The sequence below is a fragment of the Streptomyces sp. HB132 genome (genome assembly GCF_016909575.1).
Classification (GTDB): domain Bacteria; phylum Actinomycetota; class Actinomycetes; order Streptomycetales; family Streptomycetaceae; genus Streptomyces.
Map to the genome: position 1 here is coordinate 164,799 of NZ_JAFBGA010000014.1, position 13,768 is coordinate 178,566.

Sequence of the window (13,768 nt, forward strand, 5' to 3'; positions counted from 1 at the left end):
GGGGCGTACGGAGGGGTGGGGCCCGGCTGTGCGGAGGTTGTCGCGGCGGCGCTCTCGTGTCCTGGCCCTGTTCGCTGCCATACTTACGTTGCCGTAGGTTACGGAAGCGTAGACCGCTCATACCATCATATTTCCTCACCTCACAGGGGACTCCCCAATGCCCACCAGCCCCGATGTGATCGACGACGGCCTGCCGACGGCGGCAGGCGACTCCGCAGCCCGCTCCGCCACGCTCGGCGGCGACAAGAAGCGTTCGGTCGAGCAGATCGCGCTGCTCCTGTTCATCGTGGTGCCGTTCGCGGCCCTGGTCGCGGCGGTGCCGCTGGCCTGGGGCCGCGGTGTCAGCTGGCTCGATCTGGGCCTGCTGGTCGCCATGTACTACTGGGGCTGCCACGGCGTGACGATCGGCTTCCACCGGTACTTCACGCACGGCTCCTTCAAGGCGAACCGCGCGCTGCGCGTCACCCTGGCCGTCGCGGGTTCGATGGCGGTGGAGGGGCCGCTGGTGCGCTGGGTGGCCGACCACCGCAAGCACCACCGGTTCTCGGACGCCGAGGGCGACCCGCATTCGCCGTGGCGGTTCGGCGAGAACCTCCCGGCGCTGATGAAGGGCCTGTGGTGGGCCCACATCGGGTGGATGTTCAACGAGGAGCAGACTCCGCAGCAGAAGTACGCCCCCGACCTGGTCAGGGACCCGGCGATCCGCGCGATCTCGCGTCACTTCCTCAGCTTCACGGTCCTCTCGCTGGCGATCCCTCCCCTGGTCGGCGGCCTGGTCACCATGTCGTGGTGGGGTGCGTTCACCGCCTTCTTCTGGGGTTCGCTGGTCCGTGTCGCGCTGCTGCACCACGTGACGTGGTCGATCAACTCGATCTGCCACGCGGTCGGCAAGCGGCCCTTCAAGTCCCGTGACCGGTCAGGGAACGTGTGGTGGCTGGCGGTGCTCTCCTGCGGCGAGTCCTGGCACAACCTGCACCACGCGGACCCGACGAGCGCGCGGCACGGGGTGATGAGGGGGCAGATCGATTCCAGCGCCCGGCTGATCCGCTGGTTCGAGAAGCTGGGCTGGGCGCACGACGTCCGGTGGCCCGACGCCTCACGTATCGCCTCCCGGCGCAAGCCCGCGGCCGCCGACCCGGCATGATTGACGACGTGGCGACCGACGGAAGCACCAGCGGCGAGAAGAGCATGCCTGTTCCCACCCGACGGGCCCGGCGGGTCCGTATGACGGGCAAGGAGCGGCGCGAGCAACTCCTGGACATCGGCCGCACCTTGTTCGCCGACAAGGGCTTCGAGGGCACCTCGGTGGAGGAGATCGCGGCGCGCGCAGGGGTGTCCAAGCCGGTGGTGTACGAGCACTTCGGCGGCAAGGAGGGCCTGTACGCCGTCGTGGTCGACCGTGAGATGCGCCAGCTGCTGGATCTGGTGACGGGGGCGCTCACGGCGGGGCATCCGCGTGAGCTGCTGGAGCAGGCGGCGTTCGCGCTGCTCGACTACATCGAGACGTATACGGACGGTTTCCGGATCCTGGTCCGTGATTCGCCGGTCGCGCAGTCCACGGGCACCTTCGCGTCGTTGATCAGTGACATCGCGACGCAGGTCGAGGACATCCTGGGCCTGGAGTTCAAGGCCCGGGGCTTCGACGCGAAGCTGGCCCCGCTGTACGCCCAGGCCCTGGTCGGGATGGTGGCGCTGACCGGCCAGTGGTGGCTGGACGTGCGGAAGCCGAAGAAGGCCGAGGTAGCCGCCCATCTGGTGAATCTGGCGTGGCACGGGCTGGAGAACCTGGAGTCGAAGCCGCGGCTGATAGGCCACCGGAAGAGCTGATCGGCGTCGGTGGGCGTGTGATCACTCGTTGTGATGACGCCTGCTGGTTCCCGGCCGTAGGGTGGTCGGCAGGGCACAGGATCCCGTCCATGGGAGGAACCATGACCGCCGAGCCGATCACCGGGCACAGCAGCCGCTGGCCGGTGCCCCCGCAGGACGGATACACCGTGGACGACCTGTTCACGCTGCCCGATCTCCCGCCGCACACGGAATTGCTCGACGGGAGCCTGATCTTTGTGAGTCCGCAGCGCATTTTTCACAGCCGGATGATCGACCTGCTGACCTACGGGTTGCGCAGCGGTGCGCCGCGTGAGCTGAAGGTCGTACGGGAGATGACCGTGGCCCTCGACCGGCGCAATGCTCCCGAGCCGGACGTCTCCGTCGTCCGTGCGGCAGCGGTCACCGGGCGGGAGCTCACGCGCTTCGATGCGGCGGACGTACTCCTCGCCGTCGAGGTGGTCTCACCGGACTCCGAGGCCCGCGACCGTGACACCAAGCCGCAGAAGTACGCCGCGGCCGGCATCCCGAACTTCTGGCTGGTCGAGATGGCCGGGAGCGACCGGCACCCGGTCGTGCGGGTCTATGAGCTGGACCCCGTGAACAAGGCGTACGCGCTGACGGGCATCCATCACGACCGGCTGAAGACCGGGGTTCCGTTCCCTGTCGACCTCGACATCTCGCCGGAGGAGCTCGACGCGCTGTGACGCTCACCCGGTGACCGGCTCCAGGAACTCCAGCCGGTTGCCCACCGGGTCCTGGGAGTGGAAGCGGCGGTGGCCGGGGAGGTTGTCGTCCCACTCGACGGGGGCGCCGTGTTCGGCCAGCCGGGCAGCGTAGGCGTCGATGCCGGTGACGCGCAGGCCCGGGTGGGCCTTCCTCGCCGCACGGAAGTCCTCCTCGATGCCCAGGTGCAGCTGGACCGGGCCGGTCCCGAACCAGCAGCCGCCGCGGGCGGCGAGGGCAGGGGGCGTGGGGAGCTCCGTGAGCCCGAGGACGTTCACGTAGAGGGCCCGCAGGGCGTCCTCCGATGCGGGCGGGGCGGCGAGCTGGACGTGGTCGACGGCGGTGATCACAGCTGCTCCTCAGAGGTGCGGACGACCGCGAAGATCCGGCGGAACGGGAAGACCGTGCCGTGCGGGCCGGCCGGGTAGGCGGTGCGCAGCAGGTCGCTGTACTCGGCGACGAAGGCTTCCAGCACCTCGGGGTCGTCGGCGAGGGCGTCCAGGAGGGGCCGCAGGCCGGTGCCCTTGACCCAGTCGAGGACGGGGTCCTCCCCCTGGAGCAGCTGCAGGTAGGTGGTCTCCCAGACGTCGACGGTGCGCCGGGGCCCGGTGAGGTGCTCCAGGTAGTGCGCCGGGGTGTGTACGGCGTCACCGTGGCGCAGGAGGCCGCCGAGGCGGTCGTACCAGCGGGGGGACGCGGCGAGTTCCCGCATGAGGGTGTGGCTGGGGGCGTCGAAGTTGCCGGGGACCTGGAAGGCGAGGGTGCCGCCGGGGGTCAGGGCGTCGAGCCAGTGGGGGAAGCGGGCGGTGTGGCCGGGAACCCATTGGAGGAGGGCGTTGGAGACGATGAGGTCGTACGTCTCGGCGGGCACCCAGGTGCCGGCGTCCGCCTCGGCGAAGTCCAGGAGGGGGCCGGCGTGGGTGCGGGCGCTTTCGAGCATCCGGGGGGAGCTGTCGTAGCCGGTGATGCGGGCGCCGGGCCAGCGCTCCGCGAGGACGGCGGTGACGTTGCCGGCGCCGCAGCCGAGGTCGGCGATCCTGGGAGCCTGTCCGTGCGGGAGGGGGCCGATCCGGGCCAGGAGGTCGAGGAAGGGGCGGGTGCGGTGGTCGGCGTGGCGGAGGTACTGCTTCGGGTCCCAGGTGGGTGCTGGCATGGGTCCAGGATCACCAGGAATATATCTTGATGTCAAGACACTTGAATTCAAGAGACTTCATGTCGAGGGACCCTCTACACTGATCGACATGGAGGACGAGGTCGACCGACTGGTCGCTGCATGGCGCCGGGAGCGCCCCGACCTCGACGTGGAACCACTCGAGGTCCTGAGCCGTGTCTCCCGCCTGGCCAGGCATCTGGACAGGGCCCGCAGGATCGCCTTCGCGGAGCACCAGCTGGAGCCCTGGGAGTTCGACGTCCTGACGTCCCTGCGCCGCGCCGGCGCCCCGTACCAACTCTCCCCCGGCCAGCTCCTCACCCAGACGCTGGTCACCTCCGGCACGATGACGAACCGCATCGACCGGCTGACCAAGAAGAACCTGGTGGAGCGGCTGCCCGACCCGAGTGACCGCCGTGGTGTGCTGGTCCGGCTGACCGACCTGGGCCGCGACAAGGCCGACCAGTCGCTGGCCGGGCTGCTCGACCAGGAGCGGGCCATCCTGGGTGAGCTCTCCCGCCCGCAGCGGTCCGAGCTCGCCGGCCTGCTACGCCGGCTGACCGCCCCGTTCGACAACATCCCCGGCTAGCGCGGCCGGGCCCACCCCCGCCCTGCGTGCCAGTGCAACCGCGGCCAGGGTCGAGTGCACCCCCAGCTTCCCCAAGACGTTCTGCATGTGCGTGCGCACCGTGTGCGGGGACAGGAAGAGGCGCTCCGCGACCGCCTTGCGGCCCAGGCCCGCCACCATGCAGCGCAGCACCTCGCGCTCGCGCGGTGTCAGCGACTCGACGAGCTGCTCGCTCTCGGTGCGGTGCTTGCGAGCAGCCGTCAGCTCGCGCAGGACACCGGTCAGCAGGGCGGGCGGCAGATGCGTCTCGTCGCGCAGCACGCCGCGTACGACCGTCAGCAGGCGCTGCAGCGAACAGTCCTTGGCGACCCACCCCGAGGCTCCGGCCTGCAGCGCCGTCGCGGCGCGGCGGGGGTCGTCCCTCTCGGCGAGCACCACCGTGCGCAGGTGCGGATGGGTCGAACGCACCCCGCCGACCAACGAGATGCCGTCCACGGGGAAGCTCAAGCCGCCTCCGCCGTCCGGTGCGGGGCGCGGCGCGGGAACGGTGTGTGCGCCGCCCGGGGCGGCGAGGACGCCCAGTTCGGCGTCGACCAGCATCACGTCGTAGCGTCGCCCCTCGGCGGTCGCGCGCTCCAGACACCGCAGCGCGGCGGGGCCGCTGCCTGCGGCGGACACGTCGACGTCCGGTTCGGCCGCGAGGGCCGCCGCGAGGGATTCGGCAAAGATGCGGTGGTCGTCGACCACCAGAACCCGGATACGAGCCACAGACACCCCCATGCTGTGTGTGCTCCTGGGGCGTCCTGTTCCTGGCCGGCCCCCGACTGGGACGGACCGCGGCGGACACGACGCCCGCACTCCGGTGAACCGCCGGTACGCGGCCGCCGCCGCGTGCCCGGACGGCACCCGGCCCGGGCGTCGTGTCCGACTGTCTCGTCCCCTGAAACGGCACCGGCCCCCACCGGTGCTGCGCATCAGCGTACGGCGGGCGGTGGGCGCCGGAAGGCGATTCGCGGAACTGATCGCCCATGGATGTTTAGGGTGTTGTTCATGTTCCGTCTTGAGACAGAAGTGGACAGGGAACGTCGTATTCTGCTGGGCCGTCGGCTGCACGACGACAACTGGGACGGATCGCCGGAGCTGCGCGCCCTGCGCTCCACCACCGCTGAGCACGAAGTGCCCCTGGAGGTCTGGCTCCTGGACGACGCGGGAGAACTGGCCGGCGGGATGAGCGGGCGGACCTGGGCCTACTGGCTCCATGTGGACCTGCTCTGGGTGGATGCCCACCACCGCGGCCTCGGTCTCGGCTCGCGGCTGCTGGCCGAGGCGGAGCGCCTCGCCCGCGCCGACCGGGCCTGCACCCGCTCCCGGCTCGAGACCTGGGGCTTCCAGGCCCCGGACTTCTACCGGAAGCAGGGGTACGAGGTGGTCGGCGAGGTCGAGGACTATCCGCCCGGCGTCTCGGAGTTCATCCTGGTCAAGCGGCTGGAGCGACCCGCCGGCCGCCCGCCGAGGGGACCGCGGGGAAGATTCCGGGGGCGGCGTGACCGGCCGAGGTGAACGCCTCGGTGACGGCCTTGGCGACGGTGTCCGCCATCGCTTCCTCCACCAGGACGATCGCCGAGCCGCCGAAGCCGCCCCCGGTCATCCTGGCCCCGAGCGCCCCGGCCGCGTCCGCCGTGGAGACCACGAGGTCCAGCTCCTGGCACGAGACCCGCAGATCGTCACGCAGTGAGACGTGGCCCTCGTTGAGGACCGGCCCCGCCGCGCGTACGTCACCGGCGTCCAGCAGCGCGATGACCTGCTCCACCCGGTGGTTGTCGCTCACCACATGGCGGACGTAGCGCACCACCGACTCGTCCTCCCCGGCCGCGGCGAGGGTCTCCAGCGCTGAGGCCAGGTCCTCGTACGGAAGGTCGCGCAGCATGTCGACGCCGAGCGCCCGCGCGCCCGCCTCGCAGCCGGCCCGGCGCTCCGCGTAGGCGCCGTCGCCCAGGGCGTGCTTGACCCGGGTGTCGACGACGAGCAGCCGCAGCCCGTGTGCGGCCAGGTCGAAGGGGACCTGGCGCTGGGTGAGGTCGCGGGTGTCGAGGTACAGGGCGTGGCCCTCGGTGCAGCAGGCCGAGGCCATCTGGTCCATGACGCCGCAGGGCACGCCGACGAAGTCGTTCTCGGCGCGCTGGCCGAGCACGGCGATCTCCGGTGCGCTGAGCCCCAGCTCGAAGAGGTCGTTCAGGGCGAGCGCGGTGACGACCTCCAGGGCGGCCGAGGAGGAGAGTCCGGCGCCGACCGGCACGGTGGAGGTGAGCTGGATGTCCGCACCGGTGACCGCGTGGCCGGCCTCCCGGAGCGCCCAGACGACCCCGGCCGGGTAGGCCGCCCAGCCGTGGCCGGAGTGCGGGACCAGTTCGTCGACGCGGAGGGAGACGACGCCGCCCGGCACGTCGGTGGAGTGCAGTCGCAGCTGTCCGTCCGTGCGACGGGCGACGGCCGCGCGGGCGTGGTGCGGGAGGGCGAGCGGCATGACGAAGCCGCCGTTGAAGTCGGTGTACTCACCGATCAGGTTCACCCGTCCGGGTGCTGCCCAGATCCCTTCCGGGGCGTTCCCGTACAGCTCGGTGAAGGAGGCGGTCAGCTCGGCGTTGTCGGTCATGGTGCGGTGGGCTCCTCTCGGCGGGCGAACGCCCACGCGTCGGCGACGATGGCGGCCAGGTCCGCGCGCGACGGCTGCCAGCCGAGCCGCTCCCTGGCGGTGGCGGCGGAGGCGACGAGGACGGCGGGGTCCCCGCCGCGCCGTGGCGCGGCGGTCTCGGGGACCGGGTGGCCGGTGACCTGGCGGACGGTCTCGATGACCTCGCGTACGGAGAAGCCGTTGCCGTTGCCGAGGTTGCAGATGAGGTGCTCGCCCGCGGTGGCCGCTTCCAGGGCCAGCAGGTGGGCGTCGGCGAGGTCGGCGACGTGGATGTAGTCGCGTACGCAGGTGCCGTCCGGGGTCGGGTAGTCGTCGCCGTAGACGGAGATCGACTCGCGCTGTCCGAGTGCGACCTGGAGGACCAGCGGGATGAGGTGCGACTCGGGGCTGTGGCGCTCGCCGCAGCTGCCGTAGGCGCCCGCGACGTTGAAGTAGCGCAGGGAGACGGCGGCCAGGCCGTGGGCGGTCGCCTCGCCGGTGATCATGTGGTCGACGGCGAGCTTGGAGGCGCCGTACGGGCTGGTGGGGGCGGTGGGGTCGGTCTCCGTGATGGGGCTGGAGACAGGCTCGCCGTAGGTCGCGGCGGTGGAGGAGAAGACGAGGGTGCGCACCCCGGCGTCGCGCATGGCGGCGAGCAGGGCGGTGGTGCCGCCGACGTTGTTGACCCAGTACTTCTCCGGGTCGACGACGGATTCGCCGACCTGGGAGTACGCGGCGAAGTGCAGCACTCCGTCGTAGGAGGCGTCCAGCCACTTGGCGGCGTCCTGGATGCGCCCCTCGATGAACTCGGCTCCCTGGGGGACGCCTTCACGGAAGCCGGTCGACAGGTCGTCGAGGACGGTCACGGTGTGACCGGCCTCCAGCAGGTGTGCGGCGACGACACTGCCGACGTATCCCGCGCCGCCCGTCACCAGGTACTTCTTGCCGGTGTTGCTCACTCGCTCGCTACCTCTCGCAGTCGCTGGGCCGCGGCCTCCGGCGGCACGTCGTTGATGAACACGCCCATGCCGGACTCGGAGCCCGCGAGGAACTTCAGCTTGCCGGTGGTCCGCCTGATGGTGAAGAGCTCGAGGTGCAGCGCGAACTCCTCCCGTCCGGGGACCCTGAAGGGAGCCTGGTGCCAGGCGGAGATGTACGGGGTCGGCGGCTCGCCGGGTCCGAAGATCCGGTCGAATCGCCTCAAGAGTTCCAGATAGACCTGTGGGAACTCCGTGCGGGCGGCCTCGTCCAGTTCCCGCAGGTCCGGGACGCGGCGGCGCGGGTGGAGGTGGACCTCGTAGGGCCAGTGCGCGGCGTACGGCACGAAGGCGACCCAGTGCTCGCCCTCCAGGACCACGCGCTCCCCGTCGGCCAGCTCCCGGGCGACGACGTCGTCGAAGAGGTTCCGGCCGGTATCGGCGCGGTGGGCCTCCATCGAGCGGAGCATCTGCTCGGTGCGCGGGGTGACGAAGGGGTAGCCGTAGATCTGTCCGTGCGGGTGGCCGAGGGTGACACCGATCTCGGCACCCCGGTTCTCGAAGCAGAACACCTGGGCGACCTGCGGGAGCTCGGCGAGGTCCGCGGTGCGGTCGGTCCATGCCTCCAGGACCAGGGCGGCCTGGTCGTCGGTGAGGCCGGCGAACGACACGTCGTGGTCGGAGGTGAAGCAGACGACCTCGCAGCGGCCCGAGTCACCGGCGAGGGAGGGGAAGCGGTTCTCGAAGACGGCGACGTCGTAGTCGGTGTCCGGGATCTCGCTGTGCCGGCCCTCCCGCGAGGGGCAGAGCGGGCACTCGTCGGCCGGCGGGTGGTAGGTGCGCCCCTGCCGGTGCGAGGCGATGGCCACCGAGTCGCCGAGCAGTGCGTCGTGGCGGATCTCCGACGACGTCGAGACGGCATCCAGCGGCCGGGGGTCGACGGCGTCGCGGACGGTGTCGTCCGCGGAGTCGTAGTAGATCAGCTCACGGCTGTCGGCGAGGGTCGTAACCGTCTTCTTCACCAGGCTCCTCCATGTAACGCCCTCTAAACAGAACCGCACATAACTAATCACAACTCAACAGAGGCGTCAATGCCGACGAAGCCTGTGACCGGACTGTGCAGATGGAGCGACCAATCCAGACATATCAACCCGCGCGATCACGATCAAACAAAGAACACCACTCGAACTGTTCAGTTTCTGAACACAAAGGCGTAGGTTCCCTCGAGTTCAGTTCGCGCAACGAAGCGAGTACCCCCCATGCAATATCTGGCCGAAGGGCTCCGGCTCCCCACGAACGGGCTCGATTACACAATCCTGGCGATCTACTTCGTCGTGGTGCTCGGCATCGGCTTCGCCGCCCGGGCCAGTGTGAAGACGAGTCTCGACTTCTTCCTCTCCGGACGTTCGCTGCCCGCCTGGGTGACCGGTCTGGCCTTCGTCGCGGCGAATCTCGGGGCCACCGAGATCCTCGGCATGGCGGCCACCGGCGCGCAGTACGGCGTCGCGGTCGTCCACTGGTACTGGATCGGCGCCATCCCCGCCATGGTCTTCCTCGGCCTGGTGATGATGCCCTTCTACTACCGGTCGAAGGTCCGCTCCGTGCCGGAGTTCCTGCTCCAGCGCTTCGACAGGTCGGCACACCTGCTGAGTTCCATACTCTTCGCCTTCGCGGCGATCCTGATCGCGGGCGTGAACCTCTACGCCCTGTCGATCGTCGTGGAGGCGCTGCTGGGCTGGGAGCGCTGGGTCGCGATCGTCGTCGCCGGTGTGTTCGTCCTGCTCTACATCACGATCGGCGGGCTCTCCTCCGCGATCTACAACGAGGTGCTGCAGTTCTTCGTCATCCTCGCCGCGCTGATCCCCCTCACCATCCTGGGCCTCAAGCGCGTCGGCGGCTGGGACGGCCTCAGCGGCTCGCTGGAGAAGCAGCACGGCGCGGACTTCATGTCCGCCTGGGGCGGTACCGGCATCGGTGACGCCAACCCCCTCGGCGCCAACTGGCTGACGATCATCCTCGGCCTCGGCTTCGTGCTCTCCTTCGGCTACTGGACGACCAACTTCGCCGAGGTGCAGCGCGCCCTGTCGGCGAAGAACCTCTCGGCCGCCAAGCGCACTCCGCTGATCGCCGCCTTCCCCAAGATCTTCATCGTCTTCGCGGTGATGATCCCGGGCCTGGTCGCCGCCGTCGTCGTCCCGAACATCGGGTCGAAGGAATCCGGCCTCACGTACAACGACGCCATCCCGCTGCTGATGCGGGAACTGCTCCCCAACGGTGTGCTCGGTATCGCGGTGACCGGTCTGCTGGCCGCGTTCATGGCCGGTATGGCGGCCAACGTGTCGTCGTTCAACACGGTGTTCACCACGGACATCTGGCAGCGGTACGTGAAGAAGGACCAGTCCGACGAGTACTACCTGCGCTTCGGCCGGGTGATCACCGCGGTGGGTGTGCTGGCCTCGATCGGCACGGCGTTCATCGCGGCCAGCTTCTCCAACATCATGACGTACCTGCAGACGCTGTTCTCGTTCTTCAACGTCCCGATGTTCGTCGTCTTCATCATCGGCATGTTCTGGAAGCGCGCCTCGATGAAGTCGGGTGTCTGGGGCCTCGTCGCGGGTACCACGGCCGCGATGGTGAACTACTTCCTCTTCTACGAGCAGGGCATCATCGACATCCCGTCCGACCAGGGCGCCAACTTCGTCTCCGCCATCGTCGGATTCGTGGCCGGCGCGGTCGTCATGGTCGTCGTCACCCTCTTCACCGCACCCAAGCCCGACGCCGAACTGGCTGGCCTGGTCTACGGGACGGAATCCCCGGACGCCGACGAGGCTCCGGAGGAGGGCGACGGCGCCTGGTACCGCAAGCCCGCACTGCTCGGCTGGGGCGCCATCGTCCTCGCCGCCCTCTGCTACCTGCCCTACTCGCTCTGATCGGAGGCACTCACCATGTCCGACCTGCACAAGGAAGTCTCCGAACTGGAGCGCACGTCCGCGACCGCGGCCCGGCTCTTCGACATCCGACGGATCATCGGCGGTCTCTTCGTGGTCTACGGAGTGATCGTCACCATCGCCGGGATCAACCCCTCCGAAGCCGACCTGAAGAAGGCCGAGGGCGTCCACATAAACCTCTGGACCGGCCTGGCCATGCTGGCCCTGGGGCTCTTCTTCCTGATCTGGATGAAGTTGCGCCCCGTCCAGGTGCCGCATGGGGCCCCCGGCACGCCGGAGGGCTGACCGGCACCACCTCTCGGGGCCGGGCGGTCACGTGATCACGCGTGGCCGGCCGGCCCCCGAGGCGTTCCCGCCGCCCTGTCGAGCAGCCCCGTACGGGCCGCGAGCGCGGCGGCCTCGAGCCGGGAGCCGACACCCAGCTTCATCAGCACCCGCTGCACATGCGTGCGCGCGGTGCTCGGCGCGATCCTCATGCCGGCCGCGATCAGCCGGGTGTCCTCCCCCTCGGCGACCCGCACCAGCACCTCGACCTCACGGGGAGTCAGCATCCGCAGAAGCCGCTGCCCTTCGTCGTCGGGCTGGACCGCCGGGTGCAACAGCTCCGCGAACGCGCCGCGCAGCAGCTGCGGGGCGACCGCGCTCTCTCCCGCGCGGGCCTTGACCATGGCGCGTTCGACGCCCTCTATGCGTTCGTCGTGGCGGACGTAACCGGCGGCTCCGGCGGCGAAGGCCGCGGCGATCCCGCGCGGGCTCGGCACCGGGCCCAGCACCACCACGGCCACCTGCGGTCGCTCCCGCCCGATCCGTACGATCGGGTCGAACGCCCCGGGTTCGGCCGGCGCCGACGTGCCGAACAGGCAGACCTCAGGCGCCCTGCTGACGACGAGTTCCGCCGCCCCGGACGTCGGCGCGGCCGCCGCGAGCACCCGGTGCCCCCGCAGCTTCAGCGCCGAGGCGAGTGCCTCGGCGAGCAGACGGTGGTCATCGACCACCATGAGCCGCACGCCCATCGGAAAAGCCCCCATGTGTACAGCGCAGCCCCGCTGCGTCACCCTGAACAGGCCCCCCGGCCCCTCTGACCCGGCAAGCTACACGCTTGTTCGACGTGGCGCGCCCTCTACCGGGCAGAAGCCCCCCGGATTGCCGAATTCTGCTCCGTCCAGGGCTTTCTGTACGTCGGAAAACGATCGGCCCTGCCGGTCGGATGATCGACCGGCAGGGCCGTTACCGCCCGGCCCGCAAAGGGGCCGGAGGGGTCAGACGGTGCTGAAGGAGACGACGAGGTACTGCTTGTCGTCCAGCGAGCTGGACTTGCTGGGCTCACTGACCATCTTCTCGGAGATGAACAGCCGCCCCTTCTCGTAGATGAACTCCGCGTAGTCGATGGAGAAGCTGGTCTCCGCCTCGCGGACCGACTCGTCGTCCGGGTTGACCATCAGGACGGTCTCCTTGAACGTGGAGCCGTTGATCGAGACGATCTGGCCGCCCTTGTCGTACGGGGGACGCTTGTACGCGATGAGGTTGGAGCCGTCCATGCGCAGCGGGGTCAGCGTGTAGCTGTCGCCGGCGTCCGCCCTGCCTCCGACGAGCTTGCCGGTAGTGAGGTCGAAGGCGACGATCTCGTTGGTGTCGCCGTACTCGCCGCCGCCCTCGTGCTCCTCGGTCGGTACGTAGAGCTTGTTGTTGCCGACGGCGAGGGAGGAGCACTGCTCGACCTCGGTGGAACCGCAGTCCGCGGCGTACTTGTCCGCGTCTGCCGAGATCCGGACGATCAGCTTGCCGGTGGCCGCGTCGATGGAGAAGAAGTCCGAGATGCTGCTGCCGTCACCGGCGGTGTCGCCGACGTCGGCTGCCACGACGAGCGGCTTGGTGGAGACGATGCTCGCGTAATCGACGCCGGGCGGCATGTTGTACGAGGAGAGCGGTGCGCCGGTGGTCGGGTTCAGTGCCTGGACGGTGAGCTGCGGGTCGTCGTAGCTGCCGCATTTGCGGACCACGGCGAGGGCCTCGCCGCCGCCGTAGCCCATGTCGTAGCAGTTGTTGGTGTCGGCCTTCGGCTTCCAGAGCTCGGCGCCGTTCGCGAGGTTGAAGGCGGCGCCGCCGCTGGTCCCGCCCGCCGCGACCGTGGAGCCGCTGAGCGTGACCTCGCCGAACCTCACGGGCTCGTCGCCGCTGGAAGCGGAGGTGACGGACTTGCTCCAGATGAGCTTGCCGGTGGCCAGGTCGAGGGCACCGATCTGGGTGCAGGAGGGGTACTTGTCCTTGGCGCTCGGCTTGCCGTCCTGGAAGGCGATGGCCGTCTTGTAGTCCTTGCTCATGTGGCGGGACGCGGCGCAGACCTGGCCGGTCAGCGGAATCGACCAGACCTTGGTGCCCTTGGCGAGGTCGTAGCCGGCGACCTCGTACACACCGGTCTTCACGTACACCTTGTCCGTGACCCAGGACCCGTCGACGACCGTGGTGTCGGTGACCTTCGGGTGAGGGAGCTGGAAGCCGACCTTGGACTTGGTGTCGGACGGGGCCTTCTCGGTCCCGCCGGCCAGGCCGTCGCCCTCGCCGCCCTTGCCCTCGCCGCCGCCGGCGGAGGCCACGCCGTCCTGCTTGCCTCCCTCGTCACCGCCGCTGGAGGCGTAGATGACCCCGCCGCCGACGATCAGCACGACGGCCACGACCGCGGCGACGATGATCTGCATCTGGGTGTTGAACTTCTTGCCGCCGCCGGGCTGCGGGGTGGCGTACTGCGGGTGCATGGGCGCGGTCGGGTAGCCGTACCCCTGCGTGGGCATGCCTGGCTGACCGGGCTGCCCCTGCGGGAAGCCGTAGCCGGGCTGCGTCGGCGGCTGACCGGGCGGCGGGGCCTGCGGGAAGCCGTAGCCGGGCTGCGTCGGCGGCTGACCGGGC

14 protein-coding genes and 1 pseudogene are annotated in these 13,768 nt (G+C 69.9%); 7 read left to right on the plus strand and 8 right to left on the minus strand.

Annotated features, from left to right (window positions below):
- Window positions 1-157 precede the first annotated feature (157 nt).
- The 3 genes from JOC24_RS26295 to JOC24_RS26305 all read left to right on the plus strand — a co-directional run bounded on the left by JOC24_RS26295 (window position 158) and on the right by JOC24_RS26305 (window position 2,531).
- Window positions 158-1,144 (plus strand): acyl-CoA desaturase, encoded by a 987-nt coding sequence (locus tag JOC24_RS26295; protein WP_205022874.1) that lies wholly within the window; start codon window positions 158-160, stop codon window positions 1,142-1,144.
- The gene (locus JOC24_RS26300; protein WP_205022875.1) at window positions 1,141-1,827 is read left to right on the plus strand and encodes a TetR/AcrR family transcriptional regulator; all 687 of its coding nucleotides are present in this window, start codon (window positions 1,141-1,143) and stop codon (window positions 1,825-1,827) included. Before JOC24_RS26295 ends, JOC24_RS26300 begins: the two co-directional genes overlap by 4 nt.
- 101 nt (window positions 1,828-1,928) lie before the next feature.
- On the plus strand, window positions 1,929-2,531 hold the full coding sequence (locus tag JOC24_RS26305; RefSeq protein ID WP_205022894.1) for a Uma2 family endonuclease: 603 nt from the start codon (window positions 1,929-1,931) through the stop codon (window positions 2,529-2,531).
- A 3-nt stretch (window positions 2,532-2,534) separates the two neighbouring features.
- Here JOC24_RS26305 and JOC24_RS26310 read toward each other — a convergent pair whose 3' ends face one another.
- Together JOC24_RS26310 and JOC24_RS26315 are read right to left on the minus strand one after the other, a co-directional pair.
- Window positions 2,535-2,900: a VOC family protein gene (locus JOC24_RS26310; protein ID WP_205022876.1), complete on the minus strand. Its 366-nt coding sequence runs from the start codon at window positions 2,898-2,900 to the stop codon at window positions 2,535-2,537.
- Window positions 2,897-3,703: a trans-aconitate 2-methyltransferase gene (locus JOC24_RS26315; RefSeq protein WP_205022877.1), complete on the minus strand. Its 807-nt coding sequence runs from the start codon at window positions 3,701-3,703 to the stop codon at window positions 2,897-2,899. The genes JOC24_RS26310 and JOC24_RS26315 overlap by 4 nt, the downstream gene beginning before the upstream one ends.
- Before the next feature lie 88 nt (window positions 3,704-3,791).
- Here JOC24_RS26315 and JOC24_RS26320 point away from each other — a divergent pair, with 88 nt between their 5' ends.
- The gene (locus JOC24_RS26320; protein ID WP_205022878.1) at window positions 3,792-4,289 is read left to right on the plus strand and encodes a MarR family winged helix-turn-helix transcriptional regulator; all 498 of its coding nucleotides are present in this window, start codon (window positions 3,792-3,794) and stop codon (window positions 4,287-4,289) included.
- Here the strand turns inward: JOC24_RS26320 and JOC24_RS26325 are convergent.
- Window positions 4,248-5,048, minus strand: coding sequence for a response regulator transcription factor (locus JOC24_RS26325; RefSeq protein WP_205022879.1), 801 nt, complete (start codon window positions 5,046-5,048; stop codon window positions 4,248-4,250). The two genes, JOC24_RS26320 and JOC24_RS26325, sit on opposite strands and share 42 nt — an antisense overlap.
- 270 nt (window positions 5,049-5,318) lie before the next feature.
- On the opposite strand from JOC24_RS26325, the pseudogene JOC24_RS26330 reads away from it, so the two are divergent.
- A pseudogene (locus JOC24_RS26330) lies at window positions 5,319-5,756 on the plus strand (GNAT family N-acetyltransferase); the annotation flags it as partial.
- Here JOC24_RS26330 and galK read toward each other — a convergent pair.
- Genes galK through galT form a run of 3 tightly spaced genes read right to left on the minus strand, consistent with a single transcriptional unit; the run spans window position 5,746 to window position 8,938 of the window.
- Entirely contained in the window at window positions 5,746-6,921 is a 1,176-nt protein-coding gene (galK, locus tag JOC24_RS26335) for a galactokinase (protein WP_205022881.1), read from the minus strand. The pseudogene JOC24_RS26330 and the gene galK overlap by 11 nt on opposite strands.
- Window positions 6,918-7,898: a UDP-glucose 4-epimerase GalE gene (gene galE, locus JOC24_RS26340; protein WP_205022882.1), complete on the minus strand. Its 981-nt coding sequence runs from the start codon at window positions 7,896-7,898 to the stop codon at window positions 6,918-6,920. The genes galK and galE overlap by 4 nt, the downstream gene beginning before the upstream one ends.
- On the minus strand, window positions 7,895-8,938 hold the full coding sequence (galT, locus tag JOC24_RS26345; RefSeq protein WP_205022883.1) for a galactose-1-phosphate uridylyltransferase: 1,044 nt from the start codon (window positions 8,936-8,938) through the stop codon (window positions 7,895-7,897). The genes galE and galT overlap by 4 nt, the downstream gene beginning before the upstream one ends.
- A 237-nt stretch (window positions 8,939-9,175) precedes the next feature.
- Between galT and JOC24_RS26350 the strand changes: the two genes are divergently transcribed.
- Together JOC24_RS26350 and JOC24_RS26355 are read left to right on the plus strand one after the other, a co-directional pair.
- A complete protein-coding gene (locus JOC24_RS26350) occupies window positions 9,176-10,846 on the plus strand; it encodes a sodium:solute symporter family protein (protein ID WP_205022884.1) in 1,671 nt (556 codons plus the stop codon).
- A 15-nt stretch (window positions 10,847-10,861) separates the two neighbouring features.
- A complete protein-coding gene (locus tag JOC24_RS26355) occupies window positions 10,862-11,149 on the plus strand; it encodes a hypothetical protein (protein WP_205022885.1) in 288 nt (95 codons plus the stop codon).
- Window positions 11,150-11,184: 35 nt separating this feature from the next.
- Here JOC24_RS26355 and JOC24_RS26360 read toward each other — a convergent pair whose 3' ends face one another.
- Entirely contained in the window at window positions 11,185-11,877 is a 693-nt protein-coding gene (locus JOC24_RS26360; protein ID WP_205022895.1) for a helix-turn-helix transcriptional regulator, read from the minus strand.
- 246 nt (window positions 11,878-12,123) lie between these two features.
- Window positions 12,124-13,768: outer membrane protein assembly factor BamB family protein (locus JOC24_RS26365; protein ID WP_205022886.1), on the minus strand; the 1,645-nt coding region annotated here is incomplete at its 5' end.

What these genes read in the sequence shown, in the direction of transcription:
- JOC24_RS26295 (WP_205022874.1), top strand. Translation starts at nt 158, where the DNA reads ATGCCCACCAGCCCCGATGTGATCGACGACGGCCTGCCGACGGCGGCA.
- JOC24_RS26300 (WP_205022875.1), top strand. Translation starts at nt 1,141, where the DNA reads ATGATTGACGACGTGGCGACCGACGGAAGCACCAGCGGCGAGAAGAGC.
- JOC24_RS26305 (WP_205022894.1), top strand. Translation starts at nt 1,929, where the DNA reads ATGACCGCCGAGCCGATCACCGGGCACAGCAGCCGCTGGCCGGTGCCC.
- JOC24_RS26315 (WP_205022877.1), bottom strand. Translation starts at nt 3,703, where the DNA reads ATGCCAGCACCCACCTGGGACCCGAAGCAGTACCTCCGCCACGCCGAC.
- JOC24_RS26320 (WP_205022878.1), top strand. Translation starts at nt 3,792, where the DNA reads ATGGAGGACGAGGTCGACCGACTGGTCGCTGCATGGCGCCGGGAGCGC.
- JOC24_RS26325 (WP_205022879.1), bottom strand. Translation starts at nt 5,048, where the DNA reads ATGGGGGTGTCTGTGGCTCGTATCCGGGTTCTGGTGGTCGACGACCAC.
- galK (WP_205022881.1), bottom strand. Translation starts at nt 6,921, where the DNA reads ATGACCGACAACGCCGAGCTGACCGCCTCCTTCACCGAGCTGTACGGG.
- JOC24_RS26350 (WP_205022884.1), top strand. Translation starts at nt 9,176, where the DNA reads ATGCAATATCTGGCCGAAGGGCTCCGGCTCCCCACGAACGGGCTCGAT.
- JOC24_RS26355 (WP_205022885.1), top strand. Translation starts at nt 10,862, where the DNA reads ATGTCCGACCTGCACAAGGAAGTCTCCGAACTGGAGCGCACGTCCGCG.
- JOC24_RS26360 (WP_205022895.1), bottom strand. Translation starts at nt 11,877, where the DNA reads ATGGGCGTGCGGCTCATGGTGGTCGATGACCACCGTCTGCTCGCCGAG.